Source organism: Limnohabitans sp. (assembly GCF_031539175.1).
GTDB lineage: Bacteria > Pseudomonadota > Gammaproteobacteria > Burkholderiales > Burkholderiaceae_C > Limnohabitans.
The window spans coordinates 156,484-174,219 of sequence record NZ_JAVKLQ010000032.1 but is presented as its reverse complement, the minus strand read 5'-3'; the positions used below and the strand labels follow the sequence as shown (position 1 = coordinate 174,219).

The window sequence follows — 17,736 nt, the reverse complement described above, 5'->3', positions numbered from 1 at the left end:
CAAAAGTTATTCCAAAACAAAATTGACGGGGACGTTGAACCACATGGCTTCTGGCACGCCCAAACGTTGGCCTGGCACAAAACGCCAGCGCAGCACGGTGCGCAGGGCTTCTTGGTCTAAGCGGTCGAAACCGCTGCTGGTTTTGATCTCGCCTTGCTGCGGCGAACCGTCGGCGGCCACCAGCACACGAATGAGCACTTGCCCTTGCTCGTTCAAGCGTCGGCTAAGACGCGGATAAACCGGTTGAGGATTGTTCAAACCCTGTGCTTCACTGCTGGGCAGGCTGAAGGCAGGTGTGCCGGAATGGCTGGAGGGTGGACGGGCTGACGCTGCCGCAGAGCTCGCCACCGGGGTCTGTGTCCCATCCGTGCTGGGCGGAGCCGTGGCTGGTGTCGGGGAGGCATGGGTTGCAGTTGCTGCGCTGGTCGTCGTTGCCGCCGCCTTTGTCGAGGCGGATTCAGGCTTCGCTGTGACTTTTGGTGTCGGCATGACCGCTGGCGCCGTCGGGGACGTGTGGCTGGTGGGGGTCAGCACCATTTCTATTGCCACGCTGTTGGGGCTGTCGAGCCGCGGTGCTGCGGGTGGCAACAGCAATGCGCCGATGGCCAACACATGCAAGGCCATCACACACAGCACCACGGCAGGGGCTGTGCGCTGCGCGTGCGCATAGGTGAATTGCAGCATCACGTGTCCGCCCACATGCGCAAGAGGTTGTGATAGACGCCGGTTTGCGTGACTGCTTCAGGAATCTCGCCGTATTGGGTGCGCAAGCTCAGCAGGCTCATGTCCAGCTCATACAACAAGCGGCGTTGCTCGTCGCTGCGCACCAAGCTTTCAATCCAAAAAAAGCAAGCCAAGCGTTCACCGCGTGTGACCGGTTTGACTTCGTGCAAGCTCGTGCCGGGGTAAATGACGATGCTGCCTGCGGGCAGCTTGATGCGTTGCTCGCCATAGGTGTCGGCAATGGTCAGCTCGCCGCCGTCGTAGCTGTCGGGGTCGCTCAAAAACACAGTGCACGAAATGTCGGTGCGCATGCGTTTGTCGTGGCTCAGCATACGGATGGAGCCGTCAATGTGTTTGCCAAAGTAATTGCTGTCGCCCGCGTAGCGGTTGATGCGCGGTGTGTAAATTTTCTTCGGCAGCGTGGCCGAGAAGAAGGTGGGGTTGGCGTTGAGTGCCTTGAGCACCATTTCGCGAATGTTTACCGCTGCGTCGCAAGTTTGCGGCAGTTGCTCGTTATGTTTGACCATTGCCGCTTGACGGCCAGCCGTGCCAAGGCCAGGCTCCCACGGCGCGTCTTTGAGCCAAGCGCGGGCTTGGCATAGCTGTTCGGGTGACAGCACATCGGGCAAGGTCAGCAGCATGTTTGTGTCCTTTGAAACTTAAAACTTGTAAGAGCCCGTCACCTGCACCAAGCGCCCCGCACCCGGCACGTAGTGGCCGCTGTAAAGCTGGTCTGCATAAAGCTTGTTGGTCAGGTTGCTCACGTTGCCTTTGAAGGTGAGCTGCTCGTCCACGCGGTACTCGGCCATCACATCGGTGGTGGTGAAGGCGGGGGCTTCCCAGCCGGGGTTGCGGTTAGGCGTTTGCGCACCGCGGTGGTTCAGGCCTGCGCCCACGCGCCACTGGCCATTGATTTGGTAGGTGTTCCACAGCGTGGCGCTGACGCGTGGCGTGAGCGAGGGGCGCGCACCGGTGCGTTCGTTGTCACTGCCCGTGGGCGATTTGTAGGCTTCGTCAATGCGTGCATCTGGAATCCACATGAACGAGCCATAAGCCTCCCAGCGCGGTGTGATGCGACCTGTGAAATCCATCTCCAAACCCGTGGCGTGGCGCTTGCCTGACAACACGGCCACGTCGACCAAGGGGTCGGTGTTGCGCTCGTGCAGTTTGGTGGAGCGAAACAAGGCGTAGCGCGTGGTGAAGTTTTTGTCGGCTGAATCGATCTTGGCACCCAGCTCTAAGTTGATGCTTTGTTCGGGCGGCACATCGGCGTTGCTTGCCCCCAAAGAATAGGCATCGCCCGAGGTGTTGAACGAGGTGGCGGCAGATAAGTGATACGACTCACGTTCGCTGGGTTGGAACAAAGCGCCCACGCGTTTGCTCCATTCGCCCACGTTCATTTTGTAATTGGTCAACGTGCCGTTGCTGGCGTTGGCGGCCGGTGCTGCAAACGTGTCGTAGTTGCCGCTCAAGCTGTCGTAACGCAAGCCACCCAATAGCTTCCAGTGCGGAGCAATTTGCACTAAGTCTTGTGCGTACGCGCCCCAAGCGGTAGAGGTGTATTGGTTGTTCACCCGCAAAACGCGTGAACCTTCATTGACCCAAGCGCCGTCGTCAGGGGTGCCAATGGTGGTGTTGGGTTTGACCAGGTCAACGCCGCCCAAGCCTTGGGCGGCGGTGCGTGCGGCATAAACAGTTTTTTGCTCACGCGCCACATCGATGCCGCTTAGCAATTCGTGCCGCATCCCGAGTGCGTCGAATTTGGCGCTCAGATCACTTTGCAGGTAAACCGAATCAAGATCTTGAATTTTGTTTTGCGTGCCGCGCGTGAGTGTGGTGTTGGCCCCAAAGTTAGACAAGTCTTCGCCAGCGGTTAAGCGAATCGTGCTGGCGCGTTGGTCGCGCGTGTAAGCGCCGCGGCGCACACGGGTGGTGAGTTCGGTCTCGCCGTCAAAGCGGTGCGTGTGTGCCAGCGTGGCGTAGGTGGCTGTGCCGTTGTTGTAGTCGCTGGCCATGCCGTAGTTGCTGGTGGAGCTCACGGGCAACAAAGTGGTGGCGCTGACTGGGCTGGCGCTGGTGGGTTTGATCCACGGCATGCCGTAATTGATGCCGTTGTTGTTTTCTAAGCGGTAGAGGCTCGCGGTGAATTCATCACGTTCGCCAATGCCCCAGCGGTAGCTGCCAGCCAAGCCTTGTTTGTCGATGCTGCTGCCTGCGCCGTTGTTGTCGGCGGTGGTTTTCATGGCGCTCACGCGCAGGGCCGAGCTCTCACCGGTTTGTTGGTTGAAGTCGCCCACCACGCGGCGGTGGTTGTGGCTGCCCACAGTCATGTCGATTTGGTTTTCGTCCATCAAGCGCGGCACTTTGTTGACCATGTTGACCGCACCACCGGTGGAGCCGCGGCCAAACAACATCGAGGCCGAGCCGCGCAAGAGTTCGACGCGGTCGAGGTTGAAGGTGTCGCGGTCGTAAAACGCGGGGTCGCGCAAGCCGTCCACAAAAATGTCGCCCGTGGTGGAGAGTGCAAAGCCGCGCAAGCGAATGTCTTCTTCACCACCTTCGGCCGCTTGGAATGTGATGCCCGCCGTTTGCTTGAGCGCGTCTTTGACAGTGTCGAGGTTGCGGTCGTCCATCATGCGCTCGGTGACGACGGTGATGGATTGCGGAATGTCACGCAGCTTTTGTTGGCCTTTGCCAATGCGGGTGTCGGTGGCACGCAGGCTGTCTTTGCCTTCGGCCACTTCGGCTTTTTCGCGCACGGTGACGGTGTTGAGCGTTTTTTCATCTTGCGCATGCACAGACGTTGCAAAACTGGCCGCCAACAACATGGCACCCAAGGGCAAGAGTTTGCGGGTCTGCGCGGCTTGCGTGGTGCGAGGCGCAGCGAAAGACAGGCGGCGTCGGTTGAGCCGCGAACGAGTGGTCGCCATGGAAGAAGCTCCGAAAGTAGTCGCCGAACGAAGTCGGCAGTTGTGATCAGAGGCTGGCTACACGCCCTTGCACGTAGGGCGACAAACACGGGGTTTGTTGGCTGGCCGAGAAAACAGGCGCAAAAATTTCTATATTTGGCGCCTAAGTGCTGAGCACCGCACTTGCTGTGCGGCGCGTGATGCAGGTGTTACTTGAACCCCACACGGTCCAACATTTGTTGCACCTTGATTTGATTCATACCGACTGCGCTGATAGGGACCAGCTCGCTTTTGAAGCTGCCGCCGGTCATGGCTTTGAGGGCAGGGTTGTCCAGCTTCAAGCCTTTGACGACGGGCCACTCGTTGTTGCCGTTGGCAAAGTGGTTTTGTGCTTCGGGGCTGACGAGGTATTCCAAAAACTTCACGGCGTTAGTTTGGTTTTTCGAGTAACGCGCCACTGCGCCACCTGCCACGTTCACATGTGTGCCCCAGCTTTGTTGGTTGGGGAACACCACACCCACGCGCTCGGCCACCGCTTTGTCTGCGGGGTTGGTGGAGCGCATCAGACGCGCCAGGTAATAGGTGTTGGTCACGGCAATCCCGCACTCGCCACTGGCCACGGCTTTGATTTGGTCGGTGTCGCCGCCCTTGGGTGCGCGGGCCATGTTGTCGACCATGCCTTTGAGCCAGGCCTCTGTGGCTGCTGGGCCAAGGTGTTCGGTCATTGCGCCAAATAGGCTCAGGTTGTAGGGGTGCGAGCCGGAGCGTATGCACAGCTTGCCTTTGTTCTTGGGGTCGGCCAGTTCTTCGTAGGTGTCTACGTCTTCACGTTTGACTTTGAGTTTGTCGTACACCACCACGCGTGCGCGGGTGGACAGACCAAACCAAGCCGTACCGCCGCCGTCTGCTGGTTTGGCGCGCAGCTGGACAGGCACGGCGGTTTCTAAAACTTTGGATGAGATGGGCAGAAACAGACCATCGACTTCACCGCGCCACAAACGTGCGGCATCCACCAACAAAATGATGTCGGCAGGCGATGCGCTGCCCTCGGCTTTCAAACGGGCAACGATGCCAGCGTCGTCGGAATCCACACGGTTGAGCTGGATGCCCGTGGCCTTGGTGAAGTCGCTGTACAGCGCTTCGTCGGTCGGGTAATGACGGGCCGAGTAAATGTTGAGCACCGGTGCGTCAGCCAACGCAGCAGGTGCGTACAACGTTGTGACTAGCGCGGCGATGGTGCTGGTCAGAGCACAAGAGAGGGTGGTCAGAATGCGTCGCATGGCATGAACTTCCAAATTAAAAACCTGGAAGAAGTCTACATCAAATGCGAATCGTTCTCAATACATTCAAACCAAAGACCCTTTTGGCGACACGCTTTGGTCGCGCATGGGTCATGACCGACGCAAGGTTCGGCTGAGCAAAATCACGGGCAGCAAACCCACCAGCACCAAGGCCAGCGAGGGCAAAGCAGCTTCGCCCAAGCGCTCATCCCGTGCGAGTTGGTAGGCCATGACGGCCAAGGTGTCGGTGTTGAACGGGCGCAGCACCAAGGTGGCGGGCAGTTCTTTCATGACGTCGACCAACACCAGCAAAGTCGCAGCGGCGACGGGTTTGCGCAACAGCGGCCAGTGCACACGCCTGACCAACGAAAAACCAGCCACGCCAAGCATGCGTGCGCTGTCGTCCAAGCTGGCTGGCACGCGGGCGTAACCGCTTTGAACCGATTGCAAGGCCACAGCAACAAAACGTACCAAGTAGGCCCAGACCAAGCCCAGCACCGTGGCGGTCAGCCAAAAGCCCACGCCCGAATTGGGCCAAGTGGCTTGCACCCAACCCGTGGGCAGCAACAAGCCCACCACAATGACAGCACCCGGCACCGCATAGCCTAGGCTGACCACCCAGCGCACTTGACGCGTGAGCCAATTGGGTTGCAAACGCGCCTGCGCTGCCAGTAGCAAAGCAGCCCCCACGGCGAGCAACGCGGTGAACAAGCCCAGCGACAAACTGGTGATCGACCATTGTGCAAAGCGTGCCCAAGGCAGCGCCACCTCGTCAGTGCCCAGCCACAAAGCACGCAGCATGAAAACAATCGGCAGCACAAAGCCGCTGAGCACAGGCAACACGCACAACAGCCAAGCGATGCAGGCCGCCAAGCCTTTGAGTTGCAGGGGCTGTGATTCGCTGCTGTGTCGGTCTGAACGCGCGCTAGAAAAACGCAAGCGCGATTGCGCCCGTTGTTCCGCCGCCAAGAGCACGACCACCACCATCAGCAGCAAAGTGGCCAGTTGGGCAGAGGCGATGCGGTTGTCCATCACCAGCCACGCCTTGTAAATGCCCGCCGTGAATGTTTGGATGCCAAAGTAGCTGGACACGCCAAAGTCTGCGAGCGTTTCCATCAAGGCCAGTGCGGTACCTGCAGCGATGGCAGGTCGGGCCAAAGGCAGCGCCACCCGCAAGATGCGGCGCGACAGCGGCGCACCTAGCAAACGCGCCGCTTCCATCAAATGATTGGCCCGTTCGGACAAGGCGGTGCGGGCCAACAAATACACATAGGGATAGAGCGCCAGGGTGAACACACAGGCCGCGCCCCACACATTGCGGACTTCAGGAAAGACGCGTCCCTCAACGTCCAGCAGCCCACGCAAGGTGGTTTGTAAGGGCCCGCTGAATTGCAGAAAGTCGGTGTAAGCGTAGGCCACCACATAGGCGGGCATGGCCAACGGCAGCAGCAAGGCCCACTCCAAACTGCGTCGCATGGGAAAGTCAAACAAAGTGACTGCAGCGGCCGACACCGTGCCCATGCTGATCACGCCCACGCTCACCAACACGCAAAGCAACAACGTGGTGCGGGCGTAATCGGGCAATACGGTTTGCGCCATCTCCGTCAAGATTTGTGCGGAGGTGGGGTTCCATTGCGCCCATGACGCAAGCACCGTTAACACGGGCAACGCCAGCAACAGGGCTAACAGCAGCATCAGCACCAGCACCAGCGCTGCGCCTCTTCCTGCCCGACGAAAAAAACCTTGTGCATTAAAAGCCATGCAGGATTGTAGGGAGGGGTTGGAAGGCCCTTCCCTACAATGAGTCCTATGTTTTTAGACGTTGCCCAGTTGCAAGTGAGTTATCGAGATCGCACGCGTCCATCGGTGGATCGTGTGAGTTTTGGCTTGCGTGCAGGCGAAATTGGTGTGTTGATCGGCCCCTCGGGTTGCGGCAAAACCACGTTGTTGCGCGCTGTGGCGGGCTTGGAGCATGTCAGTGCGGGCGAGATTCGACTCGCGCAACACGTGGTCAGCAGTGCAGCGCTGCATGTGGCGCCGGAGTCGCGTCGCATCGGCATGGTGTTTCAAGACTACGCGTTGTTTCCCCATTTGTCGGTGCATGACAACGTGAGTTTTGGCTTGCACCACTTACCTCGTGTGGCGCGTGATGCACGTGTGCGCGAGGTCTTGGACTTGGTGGGTTTGGCCAGCAGTGCCGCACGCTTTGCGCATGAGTTGTCGGGCGGTCAGCAGCAGCGCGTGGCGCTGGCGCGGGCTTTGGCGCCGCAGCCCCAACTGCTGTTGTTGGACGAACCTTTTTCTAACTTGGACGTTGAGTTGCGAGAGCGCTTGGTGTTGGAGGTTCGTGCCATTTTGAAAGAAGCACAAACCACCGCTTTGTTTGTCACGCACGACCAAATGGAAGCTTTTGCCATTGGCGATGTGATTGGTGTCATGTCGGAAGGCCGCTTGCACCAATGGGACGATGCCTACACCCTCTACCACCGCCCTGCGACGCGCTTCGTGGCGGAATTCATTGGCCATGGTGTGTTTACCCCAGCTACTTTGCGAGAAGAAAACGGCCAAGTCGTGGTGCACACCCCCGTGGGCGATCTGACGGATGTGTCCGAGTGCCCATTGCCTTGTACGTTCGCGGCAGGCGAGTGTGATGTGTTGTTGCGCGCCGATGACATCGTGCATGACGACCATGCCGCCGTGAAAGCCGAAATCATTCGCAAAGCATTTCGTGGGTCAGAGTTTTTGTACACCTTGCGGCTGAAGACGGGTGAAACGGTGATGGCCCATGTGCCCAGTCACCACGACCACACCGTGGGCGAGTGGATCGGTATTCGCGCCGAAGTTGATCATGTGGTCACGTTTAACCGTGCTTGCCCGATCAATGGCCACGATTTATGCAGCATGCCTTGTGCTGAAAAGCCCGTCACGCAATCTGTTCGTTTTATGGAGAAATCATGAGCTTGACTTTGTACTTTGCCCCCGGCGCTTGTTCGTTTGTGCCGCATTGTTTGTTGGAAGCCAGCGGTGTGGCTTACGAGCCCATCATGGTCAAGCTGCACAAAGGCGAGCAATACGATGCGGCCTACAAGGCCATCAACCCACGCAGCCAAGTGCCCGTGTTGGTGGACGACGGGCAGGCGGTGACGCAGATCGTGGCGATTTGCAGCTACTTGGATGGCAAGTTTCCACAGATGGGCTTTTTGCCTGCCTCAGGCATGGCGCGGGCCAAAGCCCTCGAAGCGTTTGCGTGGATGAACAACACCGTGCACCCCACGTTCACCCATGTGTTCATGCCCCACAAATACAGCGCGTCGGCGGATGTGCAGGCGGACATCAAGGCCCATGCGGTGGAGACCTACCGTGGCTTGATGGGTGAACTGCAAACCTTGGTGACCGATGCCCAAGCGCGTGGCGATGCGTGGTTGGCCGGTGCTCAGTTTGGCCCCCTCGATGCCTATGTGCTCACCTTGACCCGTTGGGGCAGCATTGCGGGCATCAACCCTGAGGGCTACCCTGCCTTGTGGGCGTTTGTGCAAAAAGTGGCGGCGCATCCGCCCGTTCAGCGTGTGATCGAGCGCGAGCGTTTGCAGCTGAATTTGTTCAAGGCCTGATACACCAACGCGGCATTAAAGCAGGGCGTTAGAAAAACGCACCGTGAAACGTGCACCCGGCATGGGCTTGCCCGGTGCGGCGTCTTCCAGAACAACTGTGGCGTCGTGTTGGTGCGCAATTTCCATCACGATGGGCAAGCCCAAGCCTGAGCCATCGGCTTCTGTGCCCAAGGCGCGGTAGAAGGGTTGAAACACCAAATCGCGTTCGGATTCTGGAATGCCAGGGCCCGAATCCTCCACCTGCAGCACTGCAACCTTGCCAAAGCGGTCACTGAGCAAGCGCACGGTGATGACACCGGGTTGCTCGGCCGTGGACGGGGTGTAGTTGATGGCGTTGTCGACCAAGTTGCGCACCAATTCTTTGAGCAGCGTGGGGTTGCCGTTGACGCGCACGCCTGAGCTGGCCGCGTCCACACCTTCGTAGCCGAGGTCGATGTGTTTGTCCATCGCGCGGGGCAGCGAGTCCTGGATCACATCACTCACCAGCGTCACCAAGTTGCAGGGACTGCGCGCAATGTGGGTGCTGCCACTCTCGGCGCGAGCCAGCGACAGCAGTTGGTTCACCGTGTGCGTGGCGCGCACGCTGGCCAAGCCAATTAATTTCAGCGATTGCTTCAGCTCATCCGCGCTGGCGCCTTGGCGTTGCGCCAAATCGGCCTGCATGCGCAAGCCTGCGAGCGGGGTTTTGAGCTGGTGGGCGGCATCGGCCAAAAAGCGCTTTTGGGTGGCGATGGACTCTTTCAGACGCGTGAGCAAATCGTTGATAGACGCCACCAGTGGGGCGACTTCAAGCGGCACTGAATGGTCGTCCAGTGGGCTCAAGTCGTCGGGCTTGCGCAGGCGAATGCGCTCTTCCAGCAAGTTCAGAGGTTGAATGCCACGCGCCAAGGCCAGCCACACCAGCAGCACGGCGAGCGGCAAGATGACGAACTGCGGCAGCATCACGCCTTTGATAATTTCAGTGGCCAGCACCGAGCGTTTCTCCAGCGTTTCACCCACTTGCACCAGCACGGGTTTGCCCCCCGGCGTGACCACGCTGACCCAGGTGTAGGCCACGCGAATTTCAGAGCCCCGCATTTCATCGTCGCGCAACAGCACTTCGCCGGGGAAGGGTTTGAGTTCGTCGGGTGGCAACGGAAAGTCGCGCTCGCCGCTGATGAATTCACCTTTGGTGCCTACCACTTGGTAGTAAATCAAGTCGGCTTCGTCAGCGCGCAAAATTTCGCGGGCGGGCAGCGGCAGGTTGAAGTACATGCGCTGTTGGTCGCTTTTGACCAGTTGCGCCAAGGCTTGCACGTTGTATTCGAGGCCGCGGTCAAACGGGCGTCCCGCAATGTTTTGCGCCACCAGCCATGTGAGCGCCAAACTCACCGGCCACAGCAGCAGCAGCGGGGTGAGCATCCAATCCAGAATTTCGCCAAACAGTGAGCGCTGTTCGCGCTGAAAAAGCTTCACCATGGCGAATCAGGGGTGCTGGTTAGCCTGGGATTTTTTCGAGGCAATAGCCCAAACCGCGCACAGTGGCAATGCGGATGGGGCCTTTCTCGATCTTTTTGCGCAGACGGTGGATGTACACCTCAATGGCGTTGTTGCTCACCTCTTCGCCCCACTCGCACAAGCGCTCGACCAATTGGTCTTTGCTGACCAAACGGCCTGCGCGTTGTAGCAGCACTTCCAGCAAACCCAATTCGCGGGCCGACAGCTCGACCATCTTGCCGTCGATCGTGGCGACACGACCGGTTTGGTCGTAAATCAGCGGGCCGTGTTTGATGGACGAGGTGGTGCCGCCCATGCCGCGACGCGTGAGGGCGCGCACGCGGGCTTCGAGTTCTTGCAGCGAGAAGGGTTTGGCCATGTAGTCGTCGGCGCCGTAGTCCAGCCCTTTGACGCGTTCTTCTACGCCGTCCGCGGCGGTCAAGATCAAGACGGGAATGGCTGAGCCACGCGAACGCAAACGCTTGAGAACCTCTAAGCCGTGCATTTTGGGAAGGCCTAAGTCCAAGATGAGCAAGTCAAACTCATCGGTGGTCATCAGGGCCGCGTCTGCCTCGGTGCCACTGGCCACATGGTCGGCCGCAGCGCCAGAGGCGCGCAGGGTTCGCAGCAGGCCATCGGCCAAGACCAAGTCGTCTTCAGCTATCAAAATGCGCATGATGTGTCTCCAGCTTTGTTCGCGTTTTTAGGGGAATCAGGCTTGAGATTCTAGGTCCGAGTACGCCCCCGCATAGGCTTCTAACCCTAAGCTGACCACGGTGGCCACATCGGCTCCCACTTCTTGTTTGAATTCAGCCTCGGTTTGGGCCACGGCTTGTTCAAAGGCGCGCAACCAAGCCAGCCCCGTGTCAGTGAACACAATGCGTCGCGCCCGTGCGTCTTGTGGGTCTGGTGTGCGTTGCACCAAACCCCACGCTTCACACTGCGTCACCAAGTCGCCCATGGCCTGTTTGGTCATGCCTGCGCTGACGGCCAAGTCGCTCAAACGCGAGCCCTGCAAGCTCAAGTGGCGTGTGATGTGAATGTGGGCAGCGCTCACTTGGGCGCGCGCTGCGAGGTTGGAGAGGGCCAGCGGCACGTCGTCGTTGTTGGCCATCAAGTGCAACACGCGGGCGTCAAAACGCCGCATGGCGTGGCCCAACAGGCGACCGAGGTGCGTTTGACGCCAATCTTGAGGGTGTGAAAAAGCAGGTGTAACGGCCATGAGTAAATAGTAAGGCAAACTGACTTTAAAAAGTCTTTTTCTGTTTTGACTTTGCGTTAAAGTACTGGTCAAGCATCCAGCTGTTGAAGTAAACAGTGGCTGGATCAACCCTTTTATGTGCCACCTCAACGGAGATTTTCATGAACGCCAAAATCCAAGCCCCTGACAGCGAAAAAGCCAAAGCCCTGCAAGCCGCCTTGGCGCAGATCGAAAAACAATTCGGCAAGGGCACCATCATGCGCTTGGGCGAAGGCGAGGTGATTGACGACATCCAAGTCGTGTCTACCGGCTCGCTGGGTTTGGACATCGCTTTGGGCGTAGGCGGCTTGCCCCGTGGCCGCGTGATTGAAATCTACGGCCCTGAGTCGTCGGGTAAAACCACCCTCACCTTGCAAGTGATTGCCGAGATGCAAAAGCAAGGCGGGACTTGCGCGTTTGTGGATGCCGAGCACGCTTTGGACTCGCAATACGCTCAAAAACTCGGCGTCAACTTGCAAGACCTGCTCATCAGCCAGCCCGACACCGGCGAACAGGCCTTGGAAGTGGTCGACAGCTTGGTGCGTTCAGGCGCGGTGGATTTGGTGGTGATCGACTCAGTGGCCGCCCTGACTCCCAAGGCTGAACTCGAAGGCGACATGGGCGACTCGTTGCCCGGTTTGCAAGCCCGTTTGATGAGCCAAGCGCTGCGCAAGCTGACGGCGTCCATCAAGAAGACCAATTGCACGGTGATCTTTATCAACCAAATTCGTATGAAGATTGGCGTGATGTTTGGTTCGCCTGAAACCACCACAGGCGGTAACGCGCTCAAGTTCTACGCCTCGGTGCGTTTGGACATCCGTCGTACCGGCACCATCAAAAAAGGTGAAGAGGCGATTGGTAACGAGACCAAAGTGAAAGTGGTCAAAAACAAAGTGGCGCCTCCGTTCAAAACGGCCGAATTCGACATTTTGTTTGGTGAGGGCATCAGCCGTCACGGCGAAATCATCGACATGGGTGTGAACGCCAAGGTGATTGAGAAATCAGGTGCTTGGTACGCCTACAACGGCGAAAAGATCGGCCAAGGCCGCGACAACGCCCGTGAGTTCTTGCGCGAAAACCCCGAGTTGTCGTTCGAGATTGAAAACAAAGTGCGCGACTTGTTGGGCATTCCTTTGCTGGCCGGTGGTGTGGATGCCTCCGCCGCGAAAGAAGAAAAAGCCCCCAAGGCAGCGAAGGCGAGCAAAGAAGCCAAAGGTGCCGATAGCGACGGCGTGGTGGCCTAAGGCTTCGCATTCAGAGGGTCAGCTCCGTGAGCCACGACGTCGACGCCAACGAAGACGAAAAACCCAAGGCGAAAAAAGCCTCTGGGTTTCAGCTCTCACTCAAGGGCCGAGCGCTGCGCTTGCTGTCGATGCGCGAGCACTCGCGCCAAGAACTCGAGCGCAAGCTGAAAGCGTTTGAAGAAACGCCGGGCGAGTTGGCGCAAGCGCTGGATTTTTTAGCGGCCAAAAACTTCATCAACGAGCAACGGGTGGTGGAGTCGGTGGTCAACCGACGCCAGCTCAAGCTCGGTGCATCCCGGGTGCGTCAAGAGTTGCAAGCCAAGGGGCTGCCTGCAGAGGCCATCTCCGAAGCCGTGCAAGCGATGCGCAGCACCGAGCTTGAGCGCGCGCGTGAGGTTTGGCGCAAGAAATTTGGCGCGCCGCCTGAAGATCAGGCAGCACGCGCCAAGCAAATACGGTTCTTGGTGAGCCGAGGGTTTGCGCCCGAGGTGGTCAAGCGCGTGGTGACTGGTGCGGAGGACGTGTAGTTCACAAAAAAGGCAGCGTTGCCGCCCATGCAAAGCGACGCATTAAACGCCCAGCATCAGTTGCAAGTTTTGCACCGCAGCGCCGCTGGCGCCTTTGCCCAAGTTGTCCAAACGTGCGATGAGCACGGCATGGCGATGGGCTTCATTCGCGAACACGCGAATCTCTAACTTGTTGGTGTCGTTCAACGCGGTGGCGTCAAGCTTGCCGTTGTCGGTCGCAGCTTGCACGCTGACCCAACTGTCGGGGGCGTTGCCGTAATGCGCGGCCAACGCGTCGTGCAAGTCGGCAGCTTTGGGCTGGCCTGGCAACAGATCCAAATGCAGAGGCAGTTGCACCAACATGCCTTGGCGGAAGTTGCCCACGGCGGGCACAAACAGCGGACGACGGGTCAACCCCGTGTTGGCCATGATTTCTGGGATGTGTTTGTGCTCCAAGCCCAAGGCATACGCTTCGAATAACGGAGCTTTGCCCGCCTCATAGTCTTCAATCATGGTGCGCCCACCGCCCGAGTAGCCGCTGACCGAGGGCAGTGAGATGGGGAAGTCGGCCGGAATCAAGCCCGCTTGCACCAAAGGACGCAGCAGCGCAATCGCGCCAGTGGCGTAACAGCCGGGGTTGGCAACGCGTTGGGCTTTGACCACGGCGTCACGTTGACCCGCAGCTAATTCAGGAAATCCATATACCCAACCAGGCGTCACGCGGTGCGCGGTGGAGGCGTCGATGATTTTGGGTTGCTTGCCCGACAGGCTGTCGATCATGGCCACCGATTCGCGAGCGGCATCGTCGTGCAGGCACAAAATGACCAAATCGACTTGAGCCATCAAGTCACGTTTGGCGAGCGGGTCCTTGCGCAGTGCGGGGTCGATGCTGACCACGTCGACGTTGGGCATGTGCGCCAAGCGATCGCGAATTTGCAGTCCGGTGGTGCCGGCTTCGCCGTCAATGAAAACTTTGGCCATGGTTTGTCCAAGTCAGAAAAGAAATTTAAGAGGTCTCTTGGGGGGCGTAAGCCAGCCAAAAGGTTGACGCAGCGCAGCATGATACATTTCTGGTGGCTTAGACCTAACACAAATCTATCGATTCTTAAGAGAGATCTCATGAAGATTCACGAGTACCAAGGCAAGGAAATCTTGCGTCAATTCGGTGTGCCAGTACCCCGCGGCATCCCAGCATTCACGGTTCAAGAAGCGGTCGAAGCCGCTCAAAAATTGGGCGGCCCAGTCTGGGTTGTCAAAGCCCAGATTCACGCAGGTGGTCGCGGCAAAGGCGGCGGCGTTAAGGTGGCTAAAACCATCGAAGACGTCAAGCGCTTGGCCACAGAGATCTTGGGCATGCAGCTCAAGACCCACCAAACTGGCCCCGAAGGTCAAAAAGTGCGTCGCCTGTACATCGAAGACGGCGCCGACATTAACAAAGAATATTACGTGTCCATCGTGACCGACCGCGCCAGCCAAAAGCTCGCGTTCATCGCTTCGAGCGAAGGCGGTATGGACATTGAAGAAGTGGCACACAGCACGCCAGAAAAAATCATCACCGAGTTCATCGACCCGTTGACTGGTTTGGGCGATGCACAAGCCAAGAAGATTGCAGATGCCATCGGCATGCCTACTGACTCCACCGCTCAGGCCGTGGACATCTTCAAGAAGCTGTACCAGTGCTACATGGAAACTGACGCATCTTTGGTGGAAATCAACCCACTGAACCGCGACAGCAAAGGCAACGTGATGGCTTTGGACGCGAAGTTCAACTTCGACGCCAACGCTTTGTTCCGTCACCCAGAAATCGTGGCTTACCGCGATTTGGACGAAGAAGATCCTGCTGAAGTGGAAGCTTCCAAGTTCGACTTGGCCTACATCAGCTTGGACGGCAACATCGGTTGCTTGGTCAACGGCGCTGGCTTGGCCATGGCCACCATGGATACCATCAAGTTGTTCGGCGGCGAGCCTGCCAACTTCTTGGACGTGGGCGGCGGCGCAACTGCCGAGAAGGTCACGGAAGCTTTCAAGATCATGTTGGCCAACAAGAATGTCAAAGGCATTTTGGTCAACATCTTCGGCGGCATCATGAAGTGCGACACCATCGCTACGGGCGTGATCACCGCTTGCCGCGCTGTGAACCTGTCTGTGCCATTGGTGGTGCGCATGAAGGGCACCAACGACGAGCTGGGCAAGAAAATGTTGGCTGACTCCGGTCTGCCCATCATCTCTGCTGACACCATGGCCGAAGCTGCAACGCAAATCGTTGCCGCAGTGAAGTGATTAGGAATTAAAAATGTCTATCTATATCAATAAAGACACCAAGGTCATCACCCAAGGTATCACCGGTAAAACTGGCCAATTCCACACTGAAAAGTGCATCGAATACGCGAACGGCAAAAACTGTTTCGTGGCTGGCGTGAACCCCAAGAAAGCTGGCGAGTCCATCTTTGGCGTGCCAATCTACTCCACCGTCAAGGACGCAGCCAAGGAAACTGGCGCGACCGTGTCCGTGATCTACGTGCCTCCAGCTGGCGCTGCTGCTGCCATCTGGGAAGCTGTGGAAGCCGACCTCGACTTGGCCATCTGTATCACCGAAGGCATCCCAGTCCGCGACATGCTTGAAGTCCGTAACAAGATGAAAGCCAAGGAAGCTGCTGGCGGCAAGAAAACCTTGTTGCTTGGGCCCAACTGCCCTGGTTTGATCACACCTGACGAAATCAAGATCGGCATCATGCCCGGTCACATCCACCGCAAAGGCCGTATCGGCGTTGTGTCACGTTCTGGCACATTGACTTACGAAGCTGTGGCGATGTTGACTGAAGTGGGCTTGGGTCAATCCAGCGCCGTCGGTATCGGTGGCGACCCGATCAACGGTTTGAAGCACATCGACGTGATGAAGGCTTTCAACGACGATCCAGACACCGACGCCGTCATCATGATTGGTGAAATCGGTGGTCCAGACGAAGCCGAAGCCGCCATGTGGTGCAAGGCCAACATGAAGAAGCCTATCGTTGGCTTCATCGCTGGTGTGACTGCCCCTCCCGGCAAGCGCATGGGCCATGCAGGTGCTTTGATTTCTGGCGGTGCCGACACGGCAGACGCCAAGCTGGCCATCATGGAAGAGTGCGGCTTCATCGTCACACGCAACCCATCTGAACTGGGCAAATTGCTCAAAGCTCAGCTGAAGTAAGCCATTGCTGCGTAAGCAGTAATACCAACGGGCCCGCTTTGTCGGGCCCGTTACACTTTGTGCTCGCTGGAAATGCCCACGTTGCTTGGGCCATACCTCTACAAAACAATAACGGAGCTCATATGGAATTTTTGCAAGGCTTTCAAAACCCAGACTTTTTGGTCGGTTTGTTGAAAATTATCTGGATCAACATCCTTTTGTCGGGCGATAACGCTGTGGTGATCGCTTTGGCGGCGCGTGGATTGCCTCCGCACCAGCAAAAGCAAGCGATCATGTTCGGTTCAGGCGCGGCTGTGGCACTGCGTATTGGTTTGACCATCGTGGCAGCTTGGTTGCTTGAGTTGCAAGGTTTGCAAGTCATTGGCGGCATCTTGTTGCTGTGGATCGGCGCGCAATTGCTGGCCGATGAAGAAGAAAGCGACGAAGAAGCCAAAGAGCATGCCAACATGATGTCGGCCGTTCGCACCATCTTGATTGCCGACTTGGTGATGAGCTTGGACAACGTGATCGGCGTGGCCGCCGCCGCCAAAGGCGATCAAGTTTTGTTGATTTTGGGCTTGGCCATCAGCATCCCCTTGGTGATCTTTGGCAGTTCCATGATGATCAAGTTGATGGAGCGTTTCCCTGCCATCATCACGGCCGGTGCCGCTTTGATTGGCTGGGTGGGCGGTGAGACGGTGGCCAGCGACGTGTTGTTGCGCGACTTCTCTGCGGCCAATCCTTGGTTCCACATGACTGCCGCCGCTGCAGGCGCTGCCATTGTCATTGGCTGGGGTCGTTACATGGAGTCACGCAAGTCTCATTCAGACGCTGCGGACGCTTAAACGTTCACACCCAGGTGCGCAGGCCGTCAGTCGGTCTATGCCTTGAAACAAGAGCGAGCGGTGAGTTTCACCGCTCGCTTTTTTTTGAACTCAAACCCGTGTGATGCGGACAAATCGGCTGCCTAGAATGAAATGCGATGTCGCATTCATCCCCCTTTTTAGGACAAACACCATGCAACCGAAACGACAACACGGCTTCACCTTGATCGAACTCATGATCGTCGTGGCCATCATCGGCATCTTGGCTTCGGTGGCATTGCCCGCTTACCAAGATTACACAGTACGTGCCCGTGTGAGCGAAGGTTTGGGCTTGGCGTCTGCTGCCAAAAATACCGTGTTGGACGTGGCCAATAGTGGCAATGCCAACGCCACCACCGGCTACAAGGCGGACTACACCTGGGATGCTGCCACCAAAAACGTCAGCAAAATCGACATCAATGCCACGACCGGCGCAATCAGCATCACCACAACAGAGGCGGCCGGTGGTGGCACTTTGGTGCTGGTGCCCTACACGAAGTCGGGTGAAACGGTCTCGGCTTTGCCAGCGCCTAGCGCCACGGGTGTTTTGATCAAGGGTGTGATCCAGTGGAAATGCTTGGCCAAAGGCGCGGCCAAGTTTGCGGACACCACCGTCGCTACCGATGCCCTGGATTCCAAGTTCGCGCCCAGCGACTGCAAGTGACGAAAGGTCATCGATTGCATCACGTCTGCGTGGCTGAGGGAAAATTCAGCC

17 protein-coding genes are annotated in these 17,736 nt (G+C 58.0%); 8 read left to right on the top strand and 9 right to left on the bottom strand.

The features are described 5' to 3' along the window. Nucleotides 1-6 precede the first annotated feature (6 nt). The 5 genes from RMS95_RS06215 to RMS95_RS06195 form a co-directional block, all read right to left on the bottom strand. Nucleotides 7-684: a TonB family protein gene (locus RMS95_RS06215; RefSeq protein ID WP_310644541.1), complete on the bottom strand. Its 678-nt coding sequence runs from the start codon at nt 682-684 to the stop codon at nt 7-9. Further along, entirely contained in the window at nt 684-1,364 is a 681-nt protein-coding gene (locus tag RMS95_RS06210; RefSeq protein ID WP_310644539.1) for a Fe2+-dependent dioxygenase, read from the bottom strand. The genes RMS95_RS06215 and RMS95_RS06210 overlap by 1 nt, the downstream gene beginning before the upstream one ends. An 18-nt stretch (nt 1,365-1,382) precedes the next feature. Beyond that, nucleotides 1,383-3,653 (bottom strand): TonB-dependent siderophore receptor, encoded by a 2,271-nt coding sequence (locus RMS95_RS06205; RefSeq protein WP_310644538.1) that lies wholly within the window; start codon nt 3,651-3,653, stop codon nt 1,383-1,385. A gap of 188 nt (nt 3,654-3,841) precedes the next feature. After that, nucleotides 3,842-4,912 carry an extracellular solute-binding protein gene (locus tag RMS95_RS06200; protein ID WP_310644536.1) on the bottom strand — a complete coding sequence of 357 codons (1,071 nt, stop codon included), beginning with the start codon at nt 4,910-4,912 and terminating at the stop codon, nt 3,842-3,844. Nucleotides 4,913-5,023: 111 nt separating this feature from the next. Beyond that, on the bottom strand, nt 5,024-6,673 hold the full coding sequence (locus RMS95_RS06195; RefSeq protein WP_310644535.1) for an iron ABC transporter permease: 1,650 nt from the start codon (nt 6,671-6,673) through the stop codon (nt 5,024-5,026). A gap of 48 nt (nt 6,674-6,721) precedes the next feature. On the opposite strand from RMS95_RS06195, the gene RMS95_RS06190 reads away from it, so the two are divergent. After that, nucleotides 6,722-7,870: an ABC transporter ATP-binding protein gene (locus RMS95_RS06190; RefSeq protein ID WP_310644533.1), complete on the top strand. Its 1,149-nt coding sequence runs from the start codon at nt 6,722-6,724 to the stop codon at nt 7,868-7,870. Beyond that, nucleotides 7,867-8,523 carry a glutathione S-transferase family protein gene (locus tag RMS95_RS06185; protein WP_310644531.1) on the top strand — a complete coding sequence of 219 codons (657 nt, stop codon included), beginning with the start codon at nt 7,867-7,869 and terminating at the stop codon, nt 8,521-8,523. The genes RMS95_RS06190 and RMS95_RS06185 overlap by 4 nt, the downstream gene beginning before the upstream one ends. Before the next feature lie 15 nt (nt 8,524-8,538). Here RMS95_RS06185 and RMS95_RS06180 read toward each other — a convergent pair whose 3' ends face one another. From RMS95_RS06180 to RMS95_RS06170, 3 genes are read right to left on the bottom strand one after another with little or no spacing between them, the layout of a single operon-like run. Further along, nucleotides 8,539-9,978, bottom strand: a complete 1,440-nt coding sequence (locus tag RMS95_RS06180; RefSeq protein ID WP_310644682.1) for a sensor histidine kinase N-terminal domain-containing protein — start codon at nt 9,976-9,978, stop codon at nt 8,539-8,541. A gap of 22 nt (nt 9,979-10,000) precedes the next feature. Continuing rightward, nucleotides 10,001-10,675 (bottom strand): response regulator transcription factor, encoded by a 675-nt coding sequence (locus RMS95_RS06175; RefSeq protein ID WP_310644529.1) that lies wholly within the window; start codon nt 10,673-10,675, stop codon nt 10,001-10,003. A gap of 36 nt (nt 10,676-10,711) precedes the next feature. Beyond that, nucleotides 10,712-11,221, bottom strand: a complete 510-nt coding sequence (locus tag RMS95_RS06170; RefSeq protein ID WP_310644526.1) for a MarR family transcriptional regulator — start codon at nt 11,219-11,221, stop codon at nt 10,712-10,714. Nucleotides 11,222-11,361: 140 nt separating this feature from the next. Between RMS95_RS06170 and recA the strand changes: the two genes are divergently transcribed. Next, nucleotides 11,362-12,483, top strand: a complete 1,122-nt coding sequence (gene recA / locus RMS95_RS06165; protein ID WP_310644524.1) for a recombinase RecA — start codon at nt 11,362-11,364, stop codon at nt 12,481-12,483. A 26-nt stretch (nt 12,484-12,509) separates the two neighbouring features. Next, the gene (recX, locus tag RMS95_RS06160; RefSeq protein ID WP_310644522.1) at nt 12,510-13,010 is read left to right on the top strand and encodes a recombination regulator RecX; all 501 of its coding nucleotides are present in this window, start codon (nt 12,510-12,512) and stop codon (nt 13,008-13,010) included. Between the two features lie 42 nt (nt 13,011-13,052). Here the strand turns inward: recX and argC are convergent, their stop codons facing one another. Continuing rightward, nucleotides 13,053-13,970 carry an N-acetyl-gamma-glutamyl-phosphate reductase gene (argC, locus tag RMS95_RS06155; RefSeq protein WP_310644520.1) on the bottom strand — a complete coding sequence of 306 codons (918 nt, stop codon included), beginning with the start codon at nt 13,968-13,970 and terminating at the stop codon, nt 13,053-13,055. A 138-nt stretch (nt 13,971-14,108) separates the two neighbouring features. Between argC and sucC the strand changes: the two genes are divergently transcribed. The 4 genes from sucC (at nt 14,109) to RMS95_RS06135 (ending at nt 17,685) form a co-directional block, all read left to right on the top strand. Then, nucleotides 14,109-15,269 (top strand): ADP-forming succinate--CoA ligase subunit beta, encoded by a 1,161-nt coding sequence (gene sucC, locus RMS95_RS06150; RefSeq protein ID WP_310644519.1) that lies wholly within the window; start codon nt 14,109-14,111, stop codon nt 15,267-15,269. A 13-nt stretch (nt 15,270-15,282) separates the two neighbouring features. Further along, a complete protein-coding gene (gene sucD / locus RMS95_RS06145) occupies nt 15,283-16,179 on the top strand; it encodes a succinate--CoA ligase subunit alpha (RefSeq protein ID WP_310644517.1) in 897 nt (298 codons plus the stop codon). A 131-nt stretch (nt 16,180-16,310) separates the two neighbouring features. Then, nucleotides 16,311-17,003, top strand: coding sequence for a TerC family protein (locus tag RMS95_RS06140; protein ID WP_405023366.1), 693 nt, complete (start codon nt 16,311-16,313; stop codon nt 17,001-17,003). Between the two features lie 172 nt (nt 17,004-17,175). Further along, complete coding sequence (locus RMS95_RS06135) at nt 17,176-17,685, top strand: pilin (RefSeq protein ID WP_310644513.1); 510 nt, start codon at nt 17,176-17,178, stop codon at nt 17,683-17,685. Nucleotides 17,686-17,736 lie beyond the last annotated feature (51 nt).

Excerpts from the sequence above, each read along its gene's own strand:
- RMS95_RS06175 (WP_310644529.1), bottom strand. The coding sequence starts at position 10,675 with ATGCGCATTTTGATAGCTGAAGACGACTTGGTCTTGGCCGATGGCCTG.
- RMS95_RS06190 (WP_310644533.1), top strand. The coding sequence starts at position 6,722 with ATGTTTTTAGACGTTGCCCAGTTGCAAGTGAGTTATCGAGATCGCACG.
- RMS95_RS06215 (WP_310644541.1), bottom strand. The coding sequence starts at position 684 with ATGCTGCAATTCACCTATGCGCACGCGCAGCGCACAGCCCCTGCCGTG.
- RMS95_RS06195 (WP_310644535.1), bottom strand. The coding sequence starts at position 6,673 with ATGGCTTTTAATGCACAAGGTTTTTTTCGTCGGGCAGGAAGAGGCGCA.
- sucD (WP_310644517.1), top strand. The coding sequence starts at position 15,283 with ATGTCTATCTATATCAATAAAGACACCAAGGTCATCACCCAAGGTATC.
- sucC (WP_310644519.1), top strand. The coding sequence starts at position 14,109 with ATGAAGATTCACGAGTACCAAGGCAAGGAAATCTTGCGTCAATTCGGT.
- argC (WP_310644520.1), bottom strand. The coding sequence starts at position 13,970 with ATGGCCAAAGTTTTCATTGACGGCGAAGCCGGCACCACCGGACTGCAA.
- RMS95_RS06210 (WP_310644539.1), bottom strand. The coding sequence starts at position 1,364 with ATGCTGCTGACCTTGCCCGATGTGCTGTCACCCGAACAGCTATGCCAA.
- RMS95_RS06200 (WP_310644536.1), bottom strand. The coding sequence starts at position 4,912 with ATGCGACGCATTCTGACCACCCTCTCTTGTGCTCTGACCAGCACCATC.
- RMS95_RS06185 (WP_310644531.1), top strand. The coding sequence starts at position 7,867 with ATGAGCTTGACTTTGTACTTTGCCCCCGGCGCTTGTTCGTTTGTGCCG.
- recA (WP_310644524.1), top strand. The coding sequence starts at position 11,362 with ATGAACGCCAAAATCCAAGCCCCTGACAGCGAAAAAGCCAAAGCCCTG.
- RMS95_RS06135 (WP_310644513.1), top strand. The coding sequence starts at position 17,176 with ATGCAACCGAAACGACAACACGGCTTCACCTTGATCGAACTCATGATC.
- RMS95_RS06205 (WP_310644538.1), bottom strand. The coding sequence starts at position 3,653 with ATGGCGACCACTCGTTCGCGGCTCAACCGACGCCGCCTGTCTTTCGCT.
- RMS95_RS06170 (WP_310644526.1), bottom strand. The coding sequence starts at position 11,221 with ATGGCCGTTACACCTGCTTTTTCACACCCTCAAGATTGGCGTCAAACG.